17 protein-coding genes are annotated in these 18,075 nt (G+C 67.7%); 15 read left to right on the top strand and 2 right to left on the bottom strand.

What is annotated here, in order from left to right:
- Positions 1–50: 50 nt before the first annotated feature.
- The 3 genes from ACSUPT_RS03255 (at position 51) to ACSUPT_RS03245 (ending at position 3,418) form a co-directional block, all read left to right on the top strand.
- Positions 51–1,370 (top strand): ABC transporter substrate-binding protein, encoded by a 1,320-nt coding sequence (locus ACSUPT_RS03255; RefSeq protein WP_399220011.1) that lies wholly within the window; start codon positions 51–53, stop codon positions 1,368–1,370.
- A gap of 81 nt (positions 1,371–1,451) precedes the next feature.
- Positions 1,452–2,564 carry a carbohydrate ABC transporter permease gene (locus ACSUPT_RS03250; protein ID WP_436943428.1) on the top strand — a complete coding sequence of 371 codons (1,113 nt, stop codon included), beginning with the start codon at positions 1,452–1,454 and terminating at the stop codon, positions 2,562–2,564.
- The gene (locus ACSUPT_RS03245) at positions 2,561–3,418 is read left to right on the top strand and encodes a carbohydrate ABC transporter permease (RefSeq protein WP_361661213.1); all 858 of its coding nucleotides are present in this window, start codon (positions 2,561–2,563) and stop codon (positions 3,416–3,418) included. The genes ACSUPT_RS03250 and ACSUPT_RS03245 overlap by 4 nt, the downstream gene beginning before the upstream one ends.
- Before the next feature lie 115 nt (positions 3,419–3,533).
- Here ACSUPT_RS03245 and ACSUPT_RS03240 read toward each other — a convergent pair whose 3' ends face one another.
- On the bottom strand, positions 3,534–4,550 hold the full coding sequence (locus ACSUPT_RS03240; RefSeq protein ID WP_351967261.1) for a LacI family DNA-binding transcriptional regulator: 1,017 nt from the start codon (positions 4,548–4,550) through the stop codon (positions 3,534–3,536).
- A 951-nt stretch (positions 4,551–5,501) separates the two neighbouring features.
- Here ACSUPT_RS03240 and ACSUPT_RS03235 point away from each other — a divergent pair.
- From ACSUPT_RS03235 to ACSUPT_RS03210, 6 genes are all read left to right on the top strand, one after another.
- The gene (locus tag ACSUPT_RS03235) at positions 5,502–5,759 is read left to right on the top strand and encodes a hypothetical protein (RefSeq protein ID WP_399220008.1); all 258 of its coding nucleotides are present in this window, start codon (positions 5,502–5,504) and stop codon (positions 5,757–5,759) included.
- 5 nt (positions 5,760–5,764) lie between these two features.
- Positions 5,765–6,133 (top strand): hypothetical protein, encoded by a 369-nt coding sequence (locus ACSUPT_RS03230; RefSeq protein WP_436946164.1) that lies wholly within the window; start codon positions 5,765–5,767, stop codon positions 6,131–6,133.
- 133 nt (positions 6,134–6,266) lie between these two features.
- Positions 6,267–7,145: a nucleic acid/nucleotide deaminase domain-containing protein gene (locus ACSUPT_RS03225; protein WP_436943427.1), complete on the top strand. Its 879-nt coding sequence runs from the start codon at positions 6,267–6,269 to the stop codon at positions 7,143–7,145.
- Positions 7,146–7,219: 74 nt separating this feature from the next.
- Positions 7,220–8,839 carry a hypothetical protein gene (locus ACSUPT_RS03220; RefSeq protein ID WP_436943426.1) on the top strand — a complete coding sequence of 540 codons (1,620 nt, stop codon included), beginning with the start codon at positions 7,220–7,222 and terminating at the stop codon, positions 8,837–8,839.
- Between the two features lie 98 nt (positions 8,840–8,937).
- On the top strand, positions 8,938–10,518 hold the full coding sequence (locus ACSUPT_RS03215) for a nucleic acid/nucleotide deaminase domain-containing protein (protein WP_399220005.1): 1,581 nt from the start codon (positions 8,938–8,940) through the stop codon (positions 10,516–10,518).
- Between the two features lie 20 nt (positions 10,519–10,538).
- Complete coding sequence (locus ACSUPT_RS03210; protein WP_399220004.1) at positions 10,539–11,114, top strand: SUKH-4 family immunity protein; 576 nt, start codon at positions 10,539–10,541, stop codon at positions 11,112–11,114.
- Between the two features lie 282 nt (positions 11,115–11,396).
- On the opposite strand, the gene ACSUPT_RS03205 is transcribed toward ACSUPT_RS03210, so the two are convergent.
- Positions 11,397–12,488 carry an IS630 family transposase gene (locus ACSUPT_RS03205; RefSeq protein WP_436943425.1) on the bottom strand — a complete coding sequence of 364 codons (1,092 nt, stop codon included), beginning with the start codon at positions 12,486–12,488 and terminating at the stop codon, positions 11,397–11,399.
- 81 nt (positions 12,489–12,569) lie between these two features.
- On the opposite strand from ACSUPT_RS03205, the gene ACSUPT_RS03200 reads away from it, so the two are divergent.
- The 6 genes from ACSUPT_RS03200 (at position 12,570) to ACSUPT_RS03175 (ending at position 18,022) form a co-directional block, all read left to right on the top strand.
- Entirely contained in the window at positions 12,570–13,448 is an 879-nt protein-coding gene (locus ACSUPT_RS03200; protein ID WP_436943424.1) for a DUF4254 domain-containing protein, read from the top strand.
- Entirely contained in the window at positions 13,366–14,232 is an 867-nt protein-coding gene (locus tag ACSUPT_RS03195) for a HipA family kinase (RefSeq protein WP_361661202.1), read from the top strand. Before ACSUPT_RS03200 ends, ACSUPT_RS03195 begins: the two co-directional genes overlap by 83 nt.
- Complete coding sequence (locus tag ACSUPT_RS03190; protein ID WP_351967259.1) at positions 14,229–14,612, top strand: DUF3037 domain-containing protein; 384 nt, start codon at positions 14,229–14,231, stop codon at positions 14,610–14,612. Before ACSUPT_RS03195 ends, ACSUPT_RS03190 begins: the two co-directional genes overlap by 4 nt.
- 158 nt (positions 14,613–14,770) lie before the next feature.
- Positions 14,771–15,532 carry a 3-oxoacyl-ACP reductase FabG gene (gene fabG, locus ACSUPT_RS03185; RefSeq protein WP_351967258.1) on the top strand — a complete coding sequence of 254 codons (762 nt, stop codon included), beginning with the start codon at positions 14,771–14,773 and terminating at the stop codon, positions 15,530–15,532.
- A gap of 22 nt (positions 15,533–15,554) precedes the next feature.
- On the top strand, positions 15,555–16,322 hold the full coding sequence (locus ACSUPT_RS03180) for an SDR family oxidoreductase (protein WP_351967257.1): 768 nt from the start codon (positions 15,555–15,557) through the stop codon (positions 16,320–16,322).
- A gap of 119 nt (positions 16,323–16,441) precedes the next feature.
- On the top strand, positions 16,442–18,022 hold the full coding sequence (locus ACSUPT_RS03175) for an ABC transporter substrate-binding protein (protein ID WP_351967309.1): 1,581 nt from the start codon (positions 16,442–16,444) through the stop codon (positions 18,020–18,022).
- Positions 18,023–18,075: the final 53 nt, after the last annotated feature.

The raw sequence follows: 18,075 nt of genomic DNA, 5'->3' as shown, positions 1-18,075 counted from the left end.
TGCCGACATCCCACATCGACCTGAGCCGTAACCCTGAAGGAGTTGGGCACATGGGGAAGACGAAGACGCTCACGGGCGTGCTTCTCACCGCCGCGATGCTGGCCGCGGCGGGATGCAGTGGCGGGGGCGCGGCGTCGGGCGAGACCGCGGCGGCGCCCGCCGGCCCGGGCGCGGCCTCCGGCGAGATCAAGGTCCTCACCCACCGGACGGACCTGGTCCAGAACGGCACGATGAAGCGCTACGCGGCGGAGTTCAACAAGGTCTACCCCAAGGTGAAGGTGGAGTTCGAGGGGATCACGGACTACGAGGGGGAGGTGAAGATCCGTATGAACACCAAGGCGTACGGGGACGTGCTGATGATCCCCGCCGCGGTGGCCAAGAGCGACTACCCCAAGTTCTTCGCGCCCCTCGGGCCCACCGCCGAGCTGGCCGCGAAGTACCGCTTCAGCGACAAGACCGAAGTGGACGGCAAGGTCTACGGCATCGCCCAGTTCGGCACGGCCAACGGCTTCGTCTACAACAAGGCGGTCTGGAGGAAGGCCGGGATCACCGCCTGGCCGAAGACCCCTCAGGAGTTCCTCGCGGCCCTGAAGGCGATCGGCGAGAAGACCGGTGCCGTCCCGTACTACACCAACTTCAAGGACGGCTGGCCGCTGGTCCAGTGGACCTCCAACGTGGGGTCGGTGACCTGCGACGCGAAGGCCACCGACAAGCTCGCGGGCCCGGTGTCGCCCTGGAAGCCCGGCGGCGAACTCCACACCATCGACACGCTGGTCCACGACATCGTGAAGCAGGGGCTCGCCGAGAAGGACCCGACCACCACCAACTGGGAGCGCTCCAAGGCGATGCTCGCCGGAGGCGAGATCGCCACGATGATGCTCGGCTCCTGGTCGATCACGCAGATGCAGGGCGCGGCGAAGGCGGCCGGGGGCTCCCCGGCGGACATCGGCTTCATGCCCTTCCCCGCCCAGAGGGACGGCGGGTTCTGCGCCACCCTGGTCTCCGACTACCAGCAGGCCGTCAGCGCCCACTCCGGGAACAAGACGGCCGCCCGCGCGTGGATCGACTGGTTCACCGGCGAGTCCGGCTACTCCGAGCGCGAGGGCGCGGTCCCCGCGATGAAGTCGGCTCCCATGCCGGCCACGCTCAAGGAGTTCGTTGACAACGATGTCAGGTTCGTGGAGCGCTCCGAGGCCCGCACGGCCGACGTCAACGACATCGACAACGCCGCCGAGATCGGCCTGAACAAGCCCGACTACCGGCAGAAGCTCATCGACACGGCACGCGGGGCACAGGACGGCAGCCTCCAGGACTTCTTCGCCGACCTGAACAAGAGGTGGGACGAGGCGGCGAAGACCGCCGGCTCCTGACACCGGCGGAGCGGGGCCCCGGCCGCCGTACGGCGCCTGCCGGGGCCCGCGCTCCCGCAGCCGCGGACACGAAAGGCCGACATGACCGACACACCTCTGCCCTCCTCCGGGACCGCCCCCGCCGCCCCACCCTCCGCCGCCGGGTCGGGGAAGCCGCCGGGCGGGACGGGCGCGACAAGCGGGACGGACGCGCAGCACCGGACGGGCGCGCAGCACCGGACGGGCGCGCAGCACCGGACGGGCGCGCAGCACCGGACCACCGGAGAGCACCGGACGACCGGAGAGCGACGCACGACCGGGACCGGCGCGCGGGCGCGTTCCTGGCGTGACTCCCCGCTGCGCCGCGCCACCCCGTGGTTCTTCCTGGCGGCGCCGCTGGCCCTGCTGATCACGTTCACCTATGTGCCCGTCGTCAGCATGATCACCTACAGCTTCACCGACTGGGACGGGGTGAGCCCCGACCGCGCCTTCACGGGGGTGGACAACTACGTCCAGATCTTCACCCGCCCGGAACTCTTCCGGGTCTTCTTCGTCAGCGGCTACTACCTCGCCGCGTCCGTCCTCCAGATCGGCGTCGCCCTCTACTTCGCCACGGTCCTGAGCTTCAACCTCAGGTTCCGCAACTTCTTCAAGGGCGTCCTGTTCTTCCCGTACCTGATCAACGGGGTCGCGATCGGCTTCGTCTTCCTCTACTTCTTCCAGGACGGCGGAACGCTCGACTCCCTGCTGGCCTGGTTCGGCGTCACCACCGAACACGCCTGGCTCGGCGACCCCACGTCCGCCAACACCTCCCTGGCGGGTGTGTCGGTCTGGCGCTTCACCGGCCTGAACTTCGTGCTGTTCCTCGGCGCCATCCAGTCCGTTCCCGGTGAGCTGTACGAGGCGGCCCAGCTGGACGGGGCCGGCAAGTGGCAGCAGTTCCGCCACATCATCGCCCCGAGCATCAAGCCCGTGCTCAGCCTCAGCGTCATCCTGGCGATCTCCGGCTCCCTGTCCGTGTTCGAGATCCCCTACATCATGACCGGCGGCGCGACCGGCACGTCGACCTTCGTCATCCAGACGGTCAAGCTCGCCTTCCAGTTCAACAAGACCGGCCTGGCGTCGGCCGCGGCCGTGGTGCTGCTCGCGATCATCCTGCTGATCACCTGGGTCCAGCGCAGGCTGGTGCCCGACGACAAGGTGGACCTCGTATGACCCCCGTGACCCCCGCCGTGACGGCGCGCCGCCGACTGCCGCTCGGGACGGCGCTGACCTATCTGTCCCTGATCGCCGCGACGCTGGTCGTGCTGCTGCCGCTGGTCGTCGTCTTCCTCACGTCGCTCAAGACCTCGGACGAGGTCGCGCGGGGAGGAGCGCTCTCCCTGCCGGGCGACTGGCTCAACTTCGCCAACTACGCGACGGCGTTCACCGACGGCCACATGCTCGCGGCCTTCGGCAACACCGCCTTCATCCTGGTCTTCTCGGTCGGCGGCACCGTGATCATCGGCTCGATGACGGCCTACGCGGTCGACCGCTTCGACTTCCGGGCGAAGAAGCCGGTCATGGCGCTCTTCCTCGTCGCCACGCTGGTACCGGGCGTCACCACCCAGGTCGCCACCTTCCAGGTCGTCAACGGCTTCGGCCTGGTGGACACCCACTGGGCGCCGATCCTGCTCTACATGGGCACGGACATCGTCTCGGTGTACGTCTTCCTGCAGTTCATCCGCTCGATCCCGCACTCCCTGGACGAGGCCGCCCGGCTCGACGGGGCCAACGCGTTCACGATCTACCGGAAGATCATTTTCCCGCTGCTCAAGCCGGCGATCGCCACCGTCGTCATCATCAAGGGGATCACCACCTACAACGACTTCTACATCCCTTTCCTCTATCTGCACTCGGAGGAGCTCGGGACCATCTCGACCTCGCTGTTCCGCTTCAAGGGGCCCTTCGGCGCGCACTGGGAGGCCATCTCGGCGGGCGCGATCCTGGTCATCCTGCCGACTCTCGTCGTGTTCCTGCTGCTCCAGCGGTGGATCTACAACGGCTTCGCGCAGGGAGCCACGAAGTAGCCCCGCGCGACACCGCCCGCGGGGCGTCCCGGACCGGGGGGAACGGCAGGCCCGAGGCGGTCCGGGCCGGGGGAGCGGATCGGTGCGAGGCGCGGGTCCGGGCCGGGGGAGCGGCTCAGGCCGCGGGGGCGGAGGTGCTGCCGCGCGGTACGAACCGGGCGCACTCCTCCTCCACGTTCCCCGCCTCCCCGTCCGCGACGAGGGCCAGCAGCGTGCGGGCCGCGCTGGCCCCGTACGCCGGGATGTCCCGGGCGAGGGCGGACAGCGCGGGCCTGACGACCTGGGTGAGCTGCGACTCGTCCCAGGCCACCACGGACAGGTCCCGGGGGATCGAGAGCCCGATCTCCTGGGCCACGGAGAGCGCTGCCACCGCCATGATGTCGTTGTCGAAGACCATCGCGGTGGGGCGCTCGGCCGCGATGAGCAACCGGCGGGCGGCGCGGGCCCCTTCGTCCCCGGTGTAGTCGGTGTGGACGATCTCGGGCGCGGGCAGCCCCGCCTCCGCGCAGACCTCCCGGAAGGCCGCGTCCCGGACGGCGGTGTGCGCGAAACTCTCCGGCCCGGCCACGCGGGCGATGCGCCGGTGGCCGATCGCCACCAGGTACCGCACCGCCTCCTGGACGCTCTTCGCGTCGTCCGACCACACCGCCGGCAGCGAACCCGCGGTGTGCGGCGGCCCGATGACCACGGCGGGCAGCCCGAGGGCCTCCACCGCCGGCACGCGCGGATCGTCGGTGTGCAGGTCGACCAGGAACACCCCGTCCACCCGCCGCTCCCCCCACCAGCGCCGGTAGATCTCCGTCTCGCGCTCCTCGCTGTCGACCATCTGCAGCATCAGCGCGTACGCGCGGTCCGAGAGGACGCTCTCGATCCCGCTGATGAACTCCATGAAGAACGGCTCGGTGCCGAGGGCGGAAGCGGGCCGGCGCACGACGAGGCCGACCGCCTGGGCGCGGGCGCCGCTGAGCGCCCGCGCGGCGCTGTTGGGACGCCAGCCGAGCTCCTCGGCGATCGCCTTGATCGAGGCGCGGGTCGAAGCGGAGACCCCCGGCTGGTCGTTGAGGGCATAGGAAACGGCGACCTTGGACACCCCGGCGCGGAGCGCGATGTCCGCAATCGTCGGCCGCTTCACGCGTACTCCCACTCTGCACAGTCCTCCCGTCACGGCACCCTACCGGCAACGGCACCGGGGCGGGCCGGCCTCGTCCGCTCCCCGGGGCCGCCGCCGCGCCCGGCTCACCGGGGGAGGGCACGGGGTGGCCGCAGGGTGCCGTGACACGTGCGCCCGGTGAGGCCGCAGGCGCCGGGCAGGGCACCGGAGCACCGAGGAGGAACCATGATCGACTTGCTGGTACCGGACAAGTCCGCCGGACCCGAGCCGCCACGAGGCCGGTGACCTCGTTCGGCGGACTGCCCGCGGTCCCCCGGGGACCGGGTTCACTTGGCCGCTGATCAACCACGCGATCACCCTTCGAGGAGGTACATTGCGACTGGCCAGACCCACCACGTCGTGCGTCGTCCTTGCTCTTCTCGGCGGGGTGAGGGCCGGCAGGAGGGGTACGCCGGGAAGCGCAGACTCCCGCAACACATCTGCATGTCAGGGGCGCCGACCGTCAGGGGCTCGACATCGCGGAGCTACGCGACCGGATCACCGCAGTCCGCGCGTTGGCGTACCGGTTGCACCTTGACAGGAACCGCAGTCCGGGATGGACCCGTGAGAAGCCAACAGCCGGCCCAAGTGGCTCGACCTGAAACGGTTCGATGTAACGAATGGCCTGACCGAGGTCATGCCATGGCTCGCTGAGACCGAGGCCGATGTGCAGGCGCTCGTCGAGGCCCATGCTCGGGGGCCCGTTTCCCGGCCCCCGAGTACAGCACTGGCCCGTCCACGGCAGATGCATCGACTCGCTCGGCGTGGACGAGAACGGTGATGGACCGCCGGGAGGGGTTCGCGCCCTCAGATCAGTCATGATCGGAGATGTGCCGATCTCATGTGCCCGGCGACGCCTGCGCTATCCGATGAGCCGGGCATGTGGACGGGTACGGGTACGTACCCTTACCTTTCGGGAGGAAGGGAGTCACCGTGGCCGATGCAAACATCCGTATTCCGGAGGAAGCGCGCGACCGTCTGGCTGAGATCGCTGCAGGGGAAGGGCTCTCGCTGCGCGCCTATCTTGCCCGTTTGGCGAACACGCTGCTGACGCCAGCCGAGCGTGCTGAGCGTGCTGAGCAGGCGCGCGCTGAGCTGCGGGCCTGGAACGGATACGCTCCCAACGCCACAGAGGCGCAAAAGCTGGACGGTGAGCTCGACCGGCGTATCACACGGGCGATTGCGCCGTGACCACGATGCACATCGTGCTCGACGACACGGCCATGGAGGCGGTCGGCCGGGGCAACATCCTGGTCTCCCGACTGATCCACCGCGCCCATATTGAACCGGACTGGTTCCTCTATGCGCCGGCGTGCGCCTTGGTGGAGGCAGACCGGATGCGACCCGGCACCGCCAAGCGCGTTGCTGCCCTGCCTGGCATCGCTGTCCTCGACCTTGATCTCGAGGCAGCCCTCGCCCTCGCACGGCACTCCACTTGGGCTGCGGCGCACAGCCAGTACGCGGCTGTGCCGACGGCCGATCGGCCCGACGGGGCAGTCATCGCAACGACCGACCCGACCCGGTGGGCTGGCCGACCACTGAAAGTACTGGACTTGACGCCGTAACCCGCCACAAAGCTCAGGCGCGTACCTGTGGAAGCGACGGCAGCCAGCCGTCCTCGCCCCCTGCCCAGGGACCGGTGTGCCGCCCATGGGCTCAGGACGTACTCAAACCCGACGCTGTGAAAGGTTGTCTTACATGTCCGAACCCGCCCGGGAACCGTCGCTCGACCATTTCGGCCCCCAGGGGATGAGGCGCTTTCACATTCCGCAGGGGCACGGGATCCCGTGTCCGGAGTCGGCCCGTGAAACTCTGCAGAGCGTCGGCGTGCCGCTGCACGTGGCTCCTTACTTCACGGCGGCCTCCCCGACCGACAGCCTGAAAATCGGCGTCTACGCCGCCCACCACCACCTGCCACAGCCACCTGTCGGACAGTCGAATTTGCTGCGGCTGGGTACCGACGGCCTGGCCCACCTGTGCGTCCGCCCCGACGGCTCGGTGCAAGCTGTGTTCCTCGGCGACTGGGGCGAAGCAGACATGCTGGTGTCCTCAAACGTCAGCGCGTTCGCCACCTCGCTCGCTGCCCTGGACCGCACGCTCCCGGTGATCGCCGCATCCACATCTCTCCCTGACGCCGCAGCCGCTTTCCGTGAGCTCAACGCCGAATTGCGCCAGATTGACCCTGCCGCCTTCGAAGACCGTGAGAGCTGGTGGCCGCGCGTCCTGGACGATGTGCGGCACACCCTCAACTTCCCCTTCTCGGCCGCCTTCGAATACCTCGACGCCGCAGGTGACAAACAGATCGTCACCGACGCCACCGGCCCTGGGCGTGCCCACCCCGAAGAAGTACTGTGGCATCGGCTCGAAGAACAGGGCGTCACACCGGAGCAGGTCCGGCGGGTGTACTGCGAACTCCAGCCGTGCATGATGCCGGGCCACTATTGCGCCGCCTGGTTGCAGCGCATCTTCCCGCACGCCGAGTTCACGCACTCTTTTGACTACGGTTCGGCAGCTGAGTCACGCGAGCAAGGACTGAAGGACCTCATTACCCATGCGGCCGAACAGGCTGAGCGGTAAGCATGGCGAGCACCGGACAGTGGGCCCGTCCTGCTGCCGGCCGGGAGCCGGCAGCCGCTGCTCTGTTGGCCTGGATGGCCGACGAATCCGCACCGCGCCTGTGCCTGGTCACCGGCAGCAGAGGCTGCGGCAAATCCACCTTGTTGGCCTGGTTGGTAGCCCATGGCACTCGACCCGGCACACCCGCCCAGCGCCGTGTGCACGCATTTGTTCCTCTCGGATGCCTCGGACTGCGAGCAGCCGCCTGGACGCTGGCGGACCAGCTGCAACTCAGCGCCCCTTCTCCTGCTGATCTGCTTCAGGCCCTAGCTCTGGACCCGCGGCCGACAACCATCGTGCTTCCCGACCTGCACACTTCGGCAGCCCCCGATGCGCTCACTGAACTCGTCGCTGCTTTGCTCGGTCTGGATCACATACGCCTGATAGCGGAAATCGATTCCCAGAGTCCGGCAACCGATGTGCTCGCCTCTCACCGGCCAGCCGTCATGAACCTTGATCACGATCAGTGGACCGACGCCGACCGTCTGGTCGCCTGGAGAAGGCAACATCGCCCCTCCTTCGCGCCTTTGCCGGAGCCCACATGGATCAGGTCCACGTTGCAGGATCTCGACGACCCCGCCCACGTCACAGCCGCCGACCCTCTCCAGGTCACCACCCACTACGAGGCCAGCCACCACGACCACGGCGGACTGCGCACTGCCTGGCTGCGTGCCGGGCAGTCCCTCATCAGCGAACACCAGCCTTCCCTTCGGGCTCTGCTACTGCTCGCCGCCCTCGGCGACAGCGCCGATCCTCGCCTGCGGCACGAGCTCACCGCCCTTGCCGCTGATGCCTCCTGGCAGTTGCTGTGGAGCCGGGTCAGCGGCGACATCCGACCGCCCTGGCCAGGTCCCGCGCGTGCACTCGCCTTCGGCCCAGCGCCGGACACCACGCTGCTGGTGGCAGACCACCAGGGGGTCGTTCGCATCCTGAGCGTGATCGACGCCCACCCCGCTGGACGCCTGTCCAGGCCTTTTCATCCCACAAACACACTGGTCTCACTGCCGGACGCCACCGTGCTCGCCCTCACAGGGCAAGGTCAACTCGATGCACAGCGCCTTACTGTCCCGTCACAATCCACGGGCATCAGCGCGCTTCTGACCGATCACGCCAGCACCAGCGAGCTGCTCATCGACACTCTGCGCGAACACCTCGCACGCCACCCCGGCCGGGTTGTCGCCGCGTCCACGAGCCTGCTCGCCGTCGCCGATCGCACAGGCGCCGTGTACGCCTTCCCTTCTCATTCCCCAACCGACGGCCCGCGCACGGCCACCCTGCACCAGGCTCCGGTCACTGCGATGGCCGTCGTGGACTTGCATGCGTCCGAAAGCTTCGACGACACCGAGCCCGTCCCGCTGCTGTTCAGCGGAGCGCTCGACGGGAAAGTGCACGCCTGGGCCCCGGGCAAAGAAGCGATACCCACCCCGATCGCCGCGCGACCCGCGCCCGTCACAGCTCTTGCCGCAGCGCACACCCCCACCGGACCCTCGCTCGCCATCGCCTGGGCGGACGGCCTCATCGAACACCATCATCTGAACAGTGGCACGCTGCGCACCTTCCGCCCCGGACCCCCAGTGCAGGCCCTTGCTCTGACACCTCAGGGCCACATGGTGGTGGGCGCGGAGGAGATGCTCATCTGTCTGAGCCCCCGCTGACACAGACACACGACTCCAGCCGGCCAGTACCGGTTGACGACCTATCAGCTTGTAATAAAAGCTGATCGGGTCGAGTCAAGCGTGGGGGAGTAACACACGTGGGGAAGCAGCTGCCCGATGAGCTTGTCGAGGTCCTAGACCTCGTCGGCGTCAACTGGCCCAACATCGATGAAGACGAAGTCCGTGAGAGCGCGACGGACTACCGCAACCTGGCCGTAGGCCTGCGCGACGTCATCGCGCAGGGCAACAAGGCCTGCTCCCACATCGTCGCCGGCCGCAGCAAGGGCAAGACCGTCGACGCCATCGACCGACGCTGGGGCAAGCTCACCACCAAAGACCTCTCCACCTTCAGCAAGAGCCTTGACGACCTCGCCGACGCCCTCGACGACTGCGCCAGCTTCATCGAAGGCTGCAAAATAGCTTGCATAGCCGAACTTTCAGCAACCGCCGCAACGGCAACCGCTGGTGTAGTCGGCATGTTCTTCACCGCCGGCCTCAGCGGCCTGCTCAGCGCCGCAGCGATTGTCGCCTGTCGCATCGCGCTGAACGAAGCGATCGACTACGCCATCGAACAGATCGCTTTGGTCGTCACCGAGAAGATCGAGGGAAGGGTCCTCGGTAAGATCGAGGACCTGTTTACCGACCGGTTTGACGCCGGCGACGATGCTCGAGGCTACGCGGTGGGCAGCGCGGACATGGCCATGGATCTAGTCATCGAGTTCGACGAGTTCGACAAGGCATCCGGGGGCTACGACGAGACCAAGCGCGACTTCGAAAAGAAGAAGATCACTCACAAGACGGGCAGTGCAAAGCGGCGTAGCTCCGTCAACAAGGACAGCCGCTTCCACAAGCTCGCCACCGTCATGGACAAGGCCGAGGACGCCGTCGACAAGAAGGTCGACGAGACAGTCGATGTCCTGGAAAAGCACGGTGGGAAGATCGACGCCAGCAAGAAGGAACACAAGAAGGCCGACACGGAAAGCAAGGAGGACATCGACAGCTGCAAGGTTCCCGGTGATGTCCCGATGTATCTGGTCAACCTCGACGGCAGCATCGTGGAACTCCACACCAACGGCACCACCACTCCCGTCGGCAAGAACGACGACTCCGGCATCCACCTGCTGATGACCGAGGACGGCGGTAAACGTGCCTGGCGCCCTCGGGACGGCGACACCAATCCGTATCCGGTCGGGGTCGACGACACGAAACGTGTGGAATCGAAGCCCATCGCTCCAGGCTCAACAGACCTGGCACGAGCCACCCAAACCGCCCGATACGCGAAAAAAGACTGGACAGGAAACAACTACGCCGCCGGACGATTCATCGACGACAAAGGGCACGACTTCATACTGGTCGGCCACAGCAAGAGCGTCCATTCCGAACGCGCAATCGGGTACCCACTGCTCAAGGCCAATCAGAAGGAGCACCTGAAAAGCCTGTACACTGAGCGAGAACCCTGCCAGAAGCCACCTTCATACTGTGACCGGTGGACCGCCAAGTGGTTCGGAGAGGGTATTCCCGTCACTCACTCCCAAAGCTACGACCAGTCGCTCCCCAAGAGGGAAGATGAAACAGATTACAAGTATCGTAGAAGAGTAGACGCCGAACACATCGAGTATCGAAAAAATTTGAAGAACTGGTATAAGACCCACACTCCGGAAACTCCCTACCAGGACTGAGAGAAGAACAGCAGGCTCCCGTGATCTTTGATTTTCACCCCAGCGAACTCGACCGGATCTTCGGTGCCGATCACGTGCAGCGGGTCCCTCCAGAAGCGGCAATCGCCGCCGGCATCACCGGCGACACCCGCTCGTTCCTGGTCGAAAACGGACTGCCTGACAATGAGTTCCTGACGTTTCCGGACTTCAGGAAGCCGGGAGTGGCATTTCGGAAGGTTTCGCTCGAAGACCTTGGCGCAACGTGGAATCTCCCAGAGTCCGCCGGGTGCTGGATCGTCCTCGGCAATTTTGAGATCAGTACACTCGTCCTGGACACACGCACCGGTGAGGTGCATCAACTCGCCGAGGGCATCATGCGCCCGATCCCCCTGCATGGAGACATCTCGTCCTTGGTGAAGACGATTGCGGCATTGACCGAGCTCACCAAGGCGCTGCCTGAGGACTACGAAGACGACGAGGAAGCACTGGAGAACCTGCAAGAGGACCTCGACAATCTCAAGCGCTTCATCTCATCGCGCGATACCCGTCCCTTCGCAGATGAGCACAGTGAATGGGTTGACATTGTCACCTCGCTCGGCGCCGGCATGTGGGGATAGCCCCGGAGCGCGTCGCTCGGCTTGTCCATCTCCTTGTCCCCCTTCCATGAGGATCTGGTCGCCCGCCCCCACTGCGGGCCGGGACCGTGCTTTGCGGAACGGATACGCTGTGGATTCACGCGGCCGGGCTGCTGCTCACGGTCTAAATTTTGCGGAGGCGTGGCCGTAGCTTTCGTCGGTGTCACGCGGAACGTTTGGGGAGGAGAGGCAGACCGTCCACCCGAGCGGCGATGAAGTTGTGGCCCCCTGCTCCCTGCTCATGTCCATGCGACGAGCCCAGCACTAGTGATCTGAGTCAGAGATTCGTGGGCAGTAGGCGGCGACCTTGTCGAGGATCTCGTCGGCTGTCTTTGTCCAGACGAACGGTCTGGGGTGTTCGTTCCAGTCGGCGAGCCAGGCCCGGATGTCGCGTTCGAGGGCTTGGACGGAGCGGTGGACGCCGCGCTTGAGCTTCTTCTGCGTGAGTTCGGCGAACCACCGCTCGACCAGGTTCAGCCAGGACGCGCTGGTGGGGGTGAAGTGCAGGTGGAACCGAGGGTGCGCCAGCAGCCACCGCTTGATGTCCGGGGTCTTGTGGGTCGCGTAGTTGTCCAGGATCAGGTGAACCTGCAGATCAGCCGGGACTTCCTTGTCCAGCTTCGCGAGGAACTTCTTGAACTCGGCCGCCCGGTGGCGGCGGTGGAGGGAGCCGATGACCTTGCCGGTGGCGACCTCGAGGGCGGCGAAGAGGGTCGTGGTGCCGGCCCGGACGTAGTCGTGGCTGCGGCGTTCGGGAACGCCGGGCACCATCGGCAGAACAGGCTGGGAGCGGTCCAGTGCCTGGATCTGCGACTTCTCGTCCACGCAGAGCACCAGGGCCTTCTCGGGCGGATCGAGATACAGACCGACGACGTCGCGGACCTCGTCGATGAACAGCGGGTCGGTGGACAGCTTGAACGTCTGCGACCGGTGCGGGGCCAGGGCGAACGCCCGCCAGATCCGCGAGATGGTCGACTGGGACATCCCCGTGGCCGTGGCCATCGACCGGGTCGACCAGTGGGTCGCGTTCTTCGGCGTCTCCTCGAGCGTCTTGACGATGACCCGCTCGACGTCGGCATCGGTGATCTTCCGGGGCACGCCGGGCCGCGGGTCGTCGCACAAGCCGTCCAGGCCCCGCTCGATGAAGCGACGCCGCCAGGTGCGGACCGTGTCCGGAGCGATCCGCAGCCGGCGGGACACCTCCATGATCGAGTGGCTCTCGGCGCACTCCAGCACGATCCGCGACCTCAAGGCCAGAGCCTGAGCCGTCGTACGACGGCGTAACCAGCCCTCCAACACCCCCCGCTGGGCATCGGTGACCGACAACGGCGGAATCTTCGGACCCGGACGACTCATACCCGACTAACGACGAATCTCTGACTCAGGTCACTAGCCGACGAGGTCTTCGGCACGCTGGCGGACGCGGACCGCGCCGACGTGCCGCTGAACACCGAGACCCTCGCCTCCGTCGTCAACCGCCTTTCGGTGCTGACGCTGCGCATCTGGCACAGCGAGCGGGCTGCGGACAGGGACGAACTGGCTCGCCGACGCGTCCCCGTCCTCCACGGCCAGCGGGAGGAGCTGTGCGCTGCCCTCGACGCGCTCGTCGCCGACGTCGCCGCCGGCCGCCGGCGGCTTCCCGTATCGGGCCGCTTCAAGCTGTATGGGCGGGGCTGTGGACTGCGCCAGGGCGAGGTGTTTCGGGCTGAGCCGGAGGACATCGACTTCGAACGCGGCCCGCTTCACGCTCGGTGCCGAGTGCAGGTGATTCAAGGAAGGCTGTACTTCGCCCTTCCGAGGGGCAGGAAGATCCGCACGGTGACCTGCCCCGTCGGTGGCCGAGGCGCTGAAGCGTCACATCGAAACCTTCCCGCCGGTAGAGGTGAAGCTGCCGTGGGGCAGGCCGGACGGGAGAGGAAGAAGATCTCCCTCCTGCTCGCCACGCGCTTCGGCACGCCATCGCGGTGTACACGTGGAACACCTGCACCGGCCCGTCGTGACCGTGGCCCGCCAGCTCGGACATCCCTCACCCGCGATCACCCCGGTTACCATGGTCGCTTCATGTCGGAAACCGGCAGCAAGGGGGCGCGCGGGCTGCTGGGGGAGGGGGAGACCGGCTCACCGGCCACAATTCCACGGATACCCCTGCGTCGTCGACCGGTGATTTCCGCCCCCACGCCCTGGAGAAGTCGTCCCTGGATCGCAAGGCTGAAGAGATGGGTGGCCTGGGAAAGTGTTGGAAGAGGTCGTAGCGACCCGCTATGTCACGCCCCTGCGGGAGGGCGGCTCGCTCCCCGGAATCGTCGAAGCCGATGATCTCGGTACCTATGTCATGAAGTTCACCGGCGCGGGACAGGGCCGCAAGACGCTCGTCGCGGAGGTGATCTGCGGCCGGCTCGGCCGGCGCCTCGGGCTGCGCGTGCCCGAGCTCGTCGCCATCCAGCTGGACCCGGTCATCGGCCTGGGCGAGCCCGACCAGGAGGTCCAGGAGCTGCTCAAGGCCAGCGGCGGGCTGAACCTCGGCATGGACTACCTGCCGGGCTCCATCGGGTTCGACCCGCTCGCGTACGAGATGGACCCCGTCGAGGCCGGCCGGGTCGTCTGGTTCGACGCGCTCATCAACAACGTCGACCGGTCCTGGCGCAACCCCAACATGCTCGTCTGGCACGGCGAGCCGTGGCTCATCGACCACGGCGCCACCATGATCTGGCACCACAACTGGCCCGGCGCCCAGGCCTCCGCCGCCAAGCCGTACGACGCCTCCGACCACGTACTGGCCACCTACGGACCCGACGTGGCCGCCGCTGCCGCCGAGCTGGCCCCGCGCGTCACCGAGGAGCTGCTGACCGAGGTCGCCGCCGACGTACCCGACGAATGGCTGGTCGACGAGCCCGGCTTCGACACGCCCGACGCCGTGCGGCGCGCCTACGTCGAGACGCTGCTGCCGAGGGCCGCGACCATCCACGAGCGCGTCACCGTGGGGAAGCGGACCGAGCGCAGGCCCTCGCAGGCGCCCGGCTGGCTCACCGACCACCTCACCCCCTGGCCCCACACCACCGGGCAGGACAAGCACAGCAAGCAGAAGGACAGCGGCGAGTGACCGAGCGCAACGTCTTCGAATACGCCCTGCTGCGGGTCGTCCCACGGGTCGACCGCGGCGAGTGCTTCAACGCCGGCGTGGTGGTCTACTGCCGCGCCAAGGGCTTCGTGGCCGCGCGGACGCACCTGGACGAGGCCAAGCTCACCGCGCTCGACCCCGCCGCGGACGTCCTCGGCGTACGGGCCGCGCTGCACGCCGTGGAGGGCGTCTGCCGCGGCGGGGACGACGCCGGCCAGGCCGGGTGCGAGGACGCGGGCCGCCGCTTCCGCTGGCTCGTCGCGCCCCGCTCCACCGTGGTCCAGCCGGGCCCCGTGCACACCGGCCTCACCGCCGACCCGGAGGCCGAGGTCGAACGCCTGCTGGACCTGCTGGTCCGCTGACCGCGCGCCGGAAGCCCGGCACCCGCGCCACGGGCCGTTGACACCGGGTGCCAGGGCTTCTAGCGTCTCGTCCTGCTGAAGGTACTAAGCGGTCGCTCACCACCCGGGCAACGGTGGCGGCGGGCGACTCCAGGGACTCAAGGGCGAGGAGAACCAGCATGTCCACCACCCAGCAGCGCGTGGCCGTCGTGACCGGAGGGGCGCGCGGCATCGGCGCGGCGACCGCCGTACGGCTCGCCGCCGAGGGCCGCGCCGTCGCCGTCCTCGACCTCGACGAGGCCGCCTGCAAGGACACCGTCGACACGATCACCGCCGCCGGCGGCACCGCCCTCGCCGTCGGCTGCGACGTCGCCGACAGCGCCCGGGTCGAGGCCGCGGTGGCCCGGGTCGTCGACGAGCTCGGCGCCCCCACCATCCTCGTCAACAACGCGGGCGTCCTGCGGGACAACCTGCTGTTCAAGATGTCCGAGTCCGACTGGGACACGGTCGTCGACGTGCACCTCAAGGGCGCGTTCCTGATGGCCAAGGCGTGCCAGAAGCACATGGTCGACGCGGGCTTCGGCCGGATCGTCAGCCTGTCCTCGTCCTCCGCCCTCGGCAACCGCGGCCAGGCCAACTACGCCGCCGTCAAGGCCGGCCTCCAGGGCTTCACCAAGACCCTCGCCAAGGAGCTCGGCAAGTTCGGCATCACCGCCAACGCCGTCGCGCCCGGGTTCATCGTCACGGAGATGACCGCGCAGACCGCCGCGCGGGTGGGCATGGGCTTCGAGGAGTTCCAGGCCGCCGCCGCCACGCAGATCCCCGTCCAGCGCGTCGGCCGCCCCGAGGACGTCGCCAACGCCATCGCCTTCTTCACCGGCGACGACGCCGGCTTCATCTCCGGCCAGGTCCTGTACGTGGCCGGCGGGCCCCTCAACTAGCGCGCGGCGGGGAGAGACGATCATGAACGCCAGCACACTGCCCGAGCCCACCGGCCGGGTCGCCCTCGTCACCGGCGGCAGCCGGGGCATCGGCTACGGCATCGCCGAGGCCCTCGTCGCGCGCGGCGACAGGGTCTGCATCACCGGCCGCGGCGAGGACGCCCTCAAGGAGGCCGTCGAGCGGCTCGGCGCCGACCGCGCCGTCCACATCGCGGGCAAGGCCCACGACGAGGCCCATCAGGCACGCGCCGTCGAACGCACCATGGAGGCGTTCGGCCGGGTCGACTACCTGATCAACAACGCCGGGACCAACCCCGTCTTCGGCCCCATGGCCGACCTCGACCTCAATGTGGCCCGCAAGGTCTACGAGACCAACGTCATCTCCGCGCTCGGCTTCGCCCAGCAGACCTGGAAGGCGTGGCAGAGGGAGAACGGCGGCGCCATCGTCAACATCGCATCCGTCGCCGGTGTCGCCGCCTCCCCGTTCGTCGGCGCGTACGGGATGAGCAAGGCCGCGATGATCAACCTCACGCTCCAGCTCGCCCACGAGTTCGCCCCGGTCGTCCGGGTCAACGCGATCGCCCCGGCCGTGGTGAAGACGAAATTCGCGGAGGCCCTCTACGAGGGCCGCGAGGCGGAGGTGACCGCCGCCTATCCGCTCGGCAGGCTCGGCGTGCCCGCGGACATCGGCGGCGCCGCCGCATTCCTCACATCGGACCAATCGGACTGGATCACCGGACAGACTCTGGTGATCGATGGGGGAATTTTCCTCAATGCCGGAGTCGGCTGAGGTGGATTGCGCCTGGTTGGTCGACTAATGCCTCAAGTGCCCCGCCGGTCTCCCTGATTGACCTGGCGGGGCGCTGCGGTATGGTCTGCCGACCATGGCTGAACGAGGAGCGTGTGCACGTGTTCAACCGGACCAGTCTGCAGGCAGCTGCAGCCCTTGCGTCCATATCCCTGCTGGCGGGATGCAGTCTCTTCGCGGGTGATGAAGCCGAGGCGGAAAGCAAGATCGTCGTGGGTACGACGAGTTCTCCGACGACCCTCGACCCAGCGGCCGCGTGGGACAGCTCCTGGGAGCTGTACCGGAACGTCTTCCAGACGCTGCTGAGTTTCCCCACCGGCAGCACGACGCCCCAGCCGGACGCGGCGGAATGCAAGTTCGCCGACAGCGCCAGCAAGGTGTTCGAGTGCGATCTGCGCGACGGGCTGCAGTTCTCCTCGGGCAACAAGATCGACGCCGCCGCCGTCAAGCACTCGATCGAGCGCATCCGCACGATCAACGCCGAGGGCGGTCCGAACGGCCTGCTCGGGTCCCTCGACACGATCGAGACCCGCGGCGACAAGACGGTGGTCTTCCGGCTGAAGGAGTCGGACGCCACCTTCCCGTTCGTCCTCGCCACCCCGGCCATGTCGATCGTGGACCCCGCCACCTACCCGGCGGACAAGCTCCGCGAGGACGGCAAGGTCGTCGGCTCCGGCCCGTACACCCTCGCCAAGTACACCGAGGGCGTGGAGGCCGAGCTGGTCAAGAACCCCACCTACAAGGGGTTCGCGTCCGACCGCAAGAACACGGCCGTCACCATCCGCTACTTCGGCGAGTCCGACGCGCTGGTCGCCGCGCTGAAGAACAAGGAGATCGACGCCACCTACCGCGGCCTCACCGCCGAGGAGGTCGTCGAGCTCAGCGAGAAGAAGCCCGAGAACGAGGGCCTCCAGGTGGTCGAGTCCACCGGCGCGACCATCCACTACCTGGTCTTCAACCCTCAGGACCCGCAGGCCGGCAATCCCGCCGTCCGCCGGGCCGTCGCCCAGGTCATCGACCGGGGCGCCCTCGTCGCCAAGGCGTACCGGGGCACCGCCGAGCCGCTGTACTCGATGGTCCCCAAGGGCATCGCCGGGCACACCACGAAGTTCTTCGACCAGTACGGCGACCCCGACGTCGCCAAGGCGAAGAGCATCCTGCGCAAGGCCGGCATCGACAAGCCCGTCAAGCTGACCATCGGCTACACCACCGACCGGTACGGCTCCTCGACGGCCGCCGAGTTCGCCGAGATCAAGCGGCAGCTGGAGGACTCCGGCCTGTTCGAGGTCACCCTGGTCGGCAAGCCCTGGAAGGAGTTCCAGGAGGCCTACCAGAAGGGCGAGTACCCGGTCTTCGGCCGCGGCTGGTTCCCCGACTTCCCGGACCCGGACAACTTCGTCGCGCCGTTCGTCGGCAAGAACAACGTCCACGCCGCGCCGTACGAGCAGCAGGAGATCACCGAGCGGCTGCTGCCCGAGTCGCGCCGCAAGAGCGACCGCGCCGCGGTCACCGAGCAGTTCGAGCGGGCCCAGCAGATCTTCGTCGAGGACGTCCGCCTGCTGCCGCTGTGGCAGGGCAAGCTGTACGTGGCGGCCAGCGAGGAGATCGGCGGCGCCGAGCGCGCCCTCGACCCGCAGACCGTCATGCAGATGTGGGAACTGCACCGCAAGACCAGCTGGTAGCGGCTGCCCGACGCAGGAGGTGGGGTCGCTTGTCAGTGGTCGCAGGTAGGTTC

This window comes from Streptomyces sp. SudanB25_2051 (assembly GCF_964272635.1).
Taxonomy (GTDB): Bacteria; Actinomycetota; Actinomycetes; order Streptomycetales; family Streptomycetaceae; genus Streptomyces.
The sequence above is the reverse complement of the archived record's forward strand: the minus strand, read 5'-3'. Positions and strand labels throughout refer to the sequence as shown.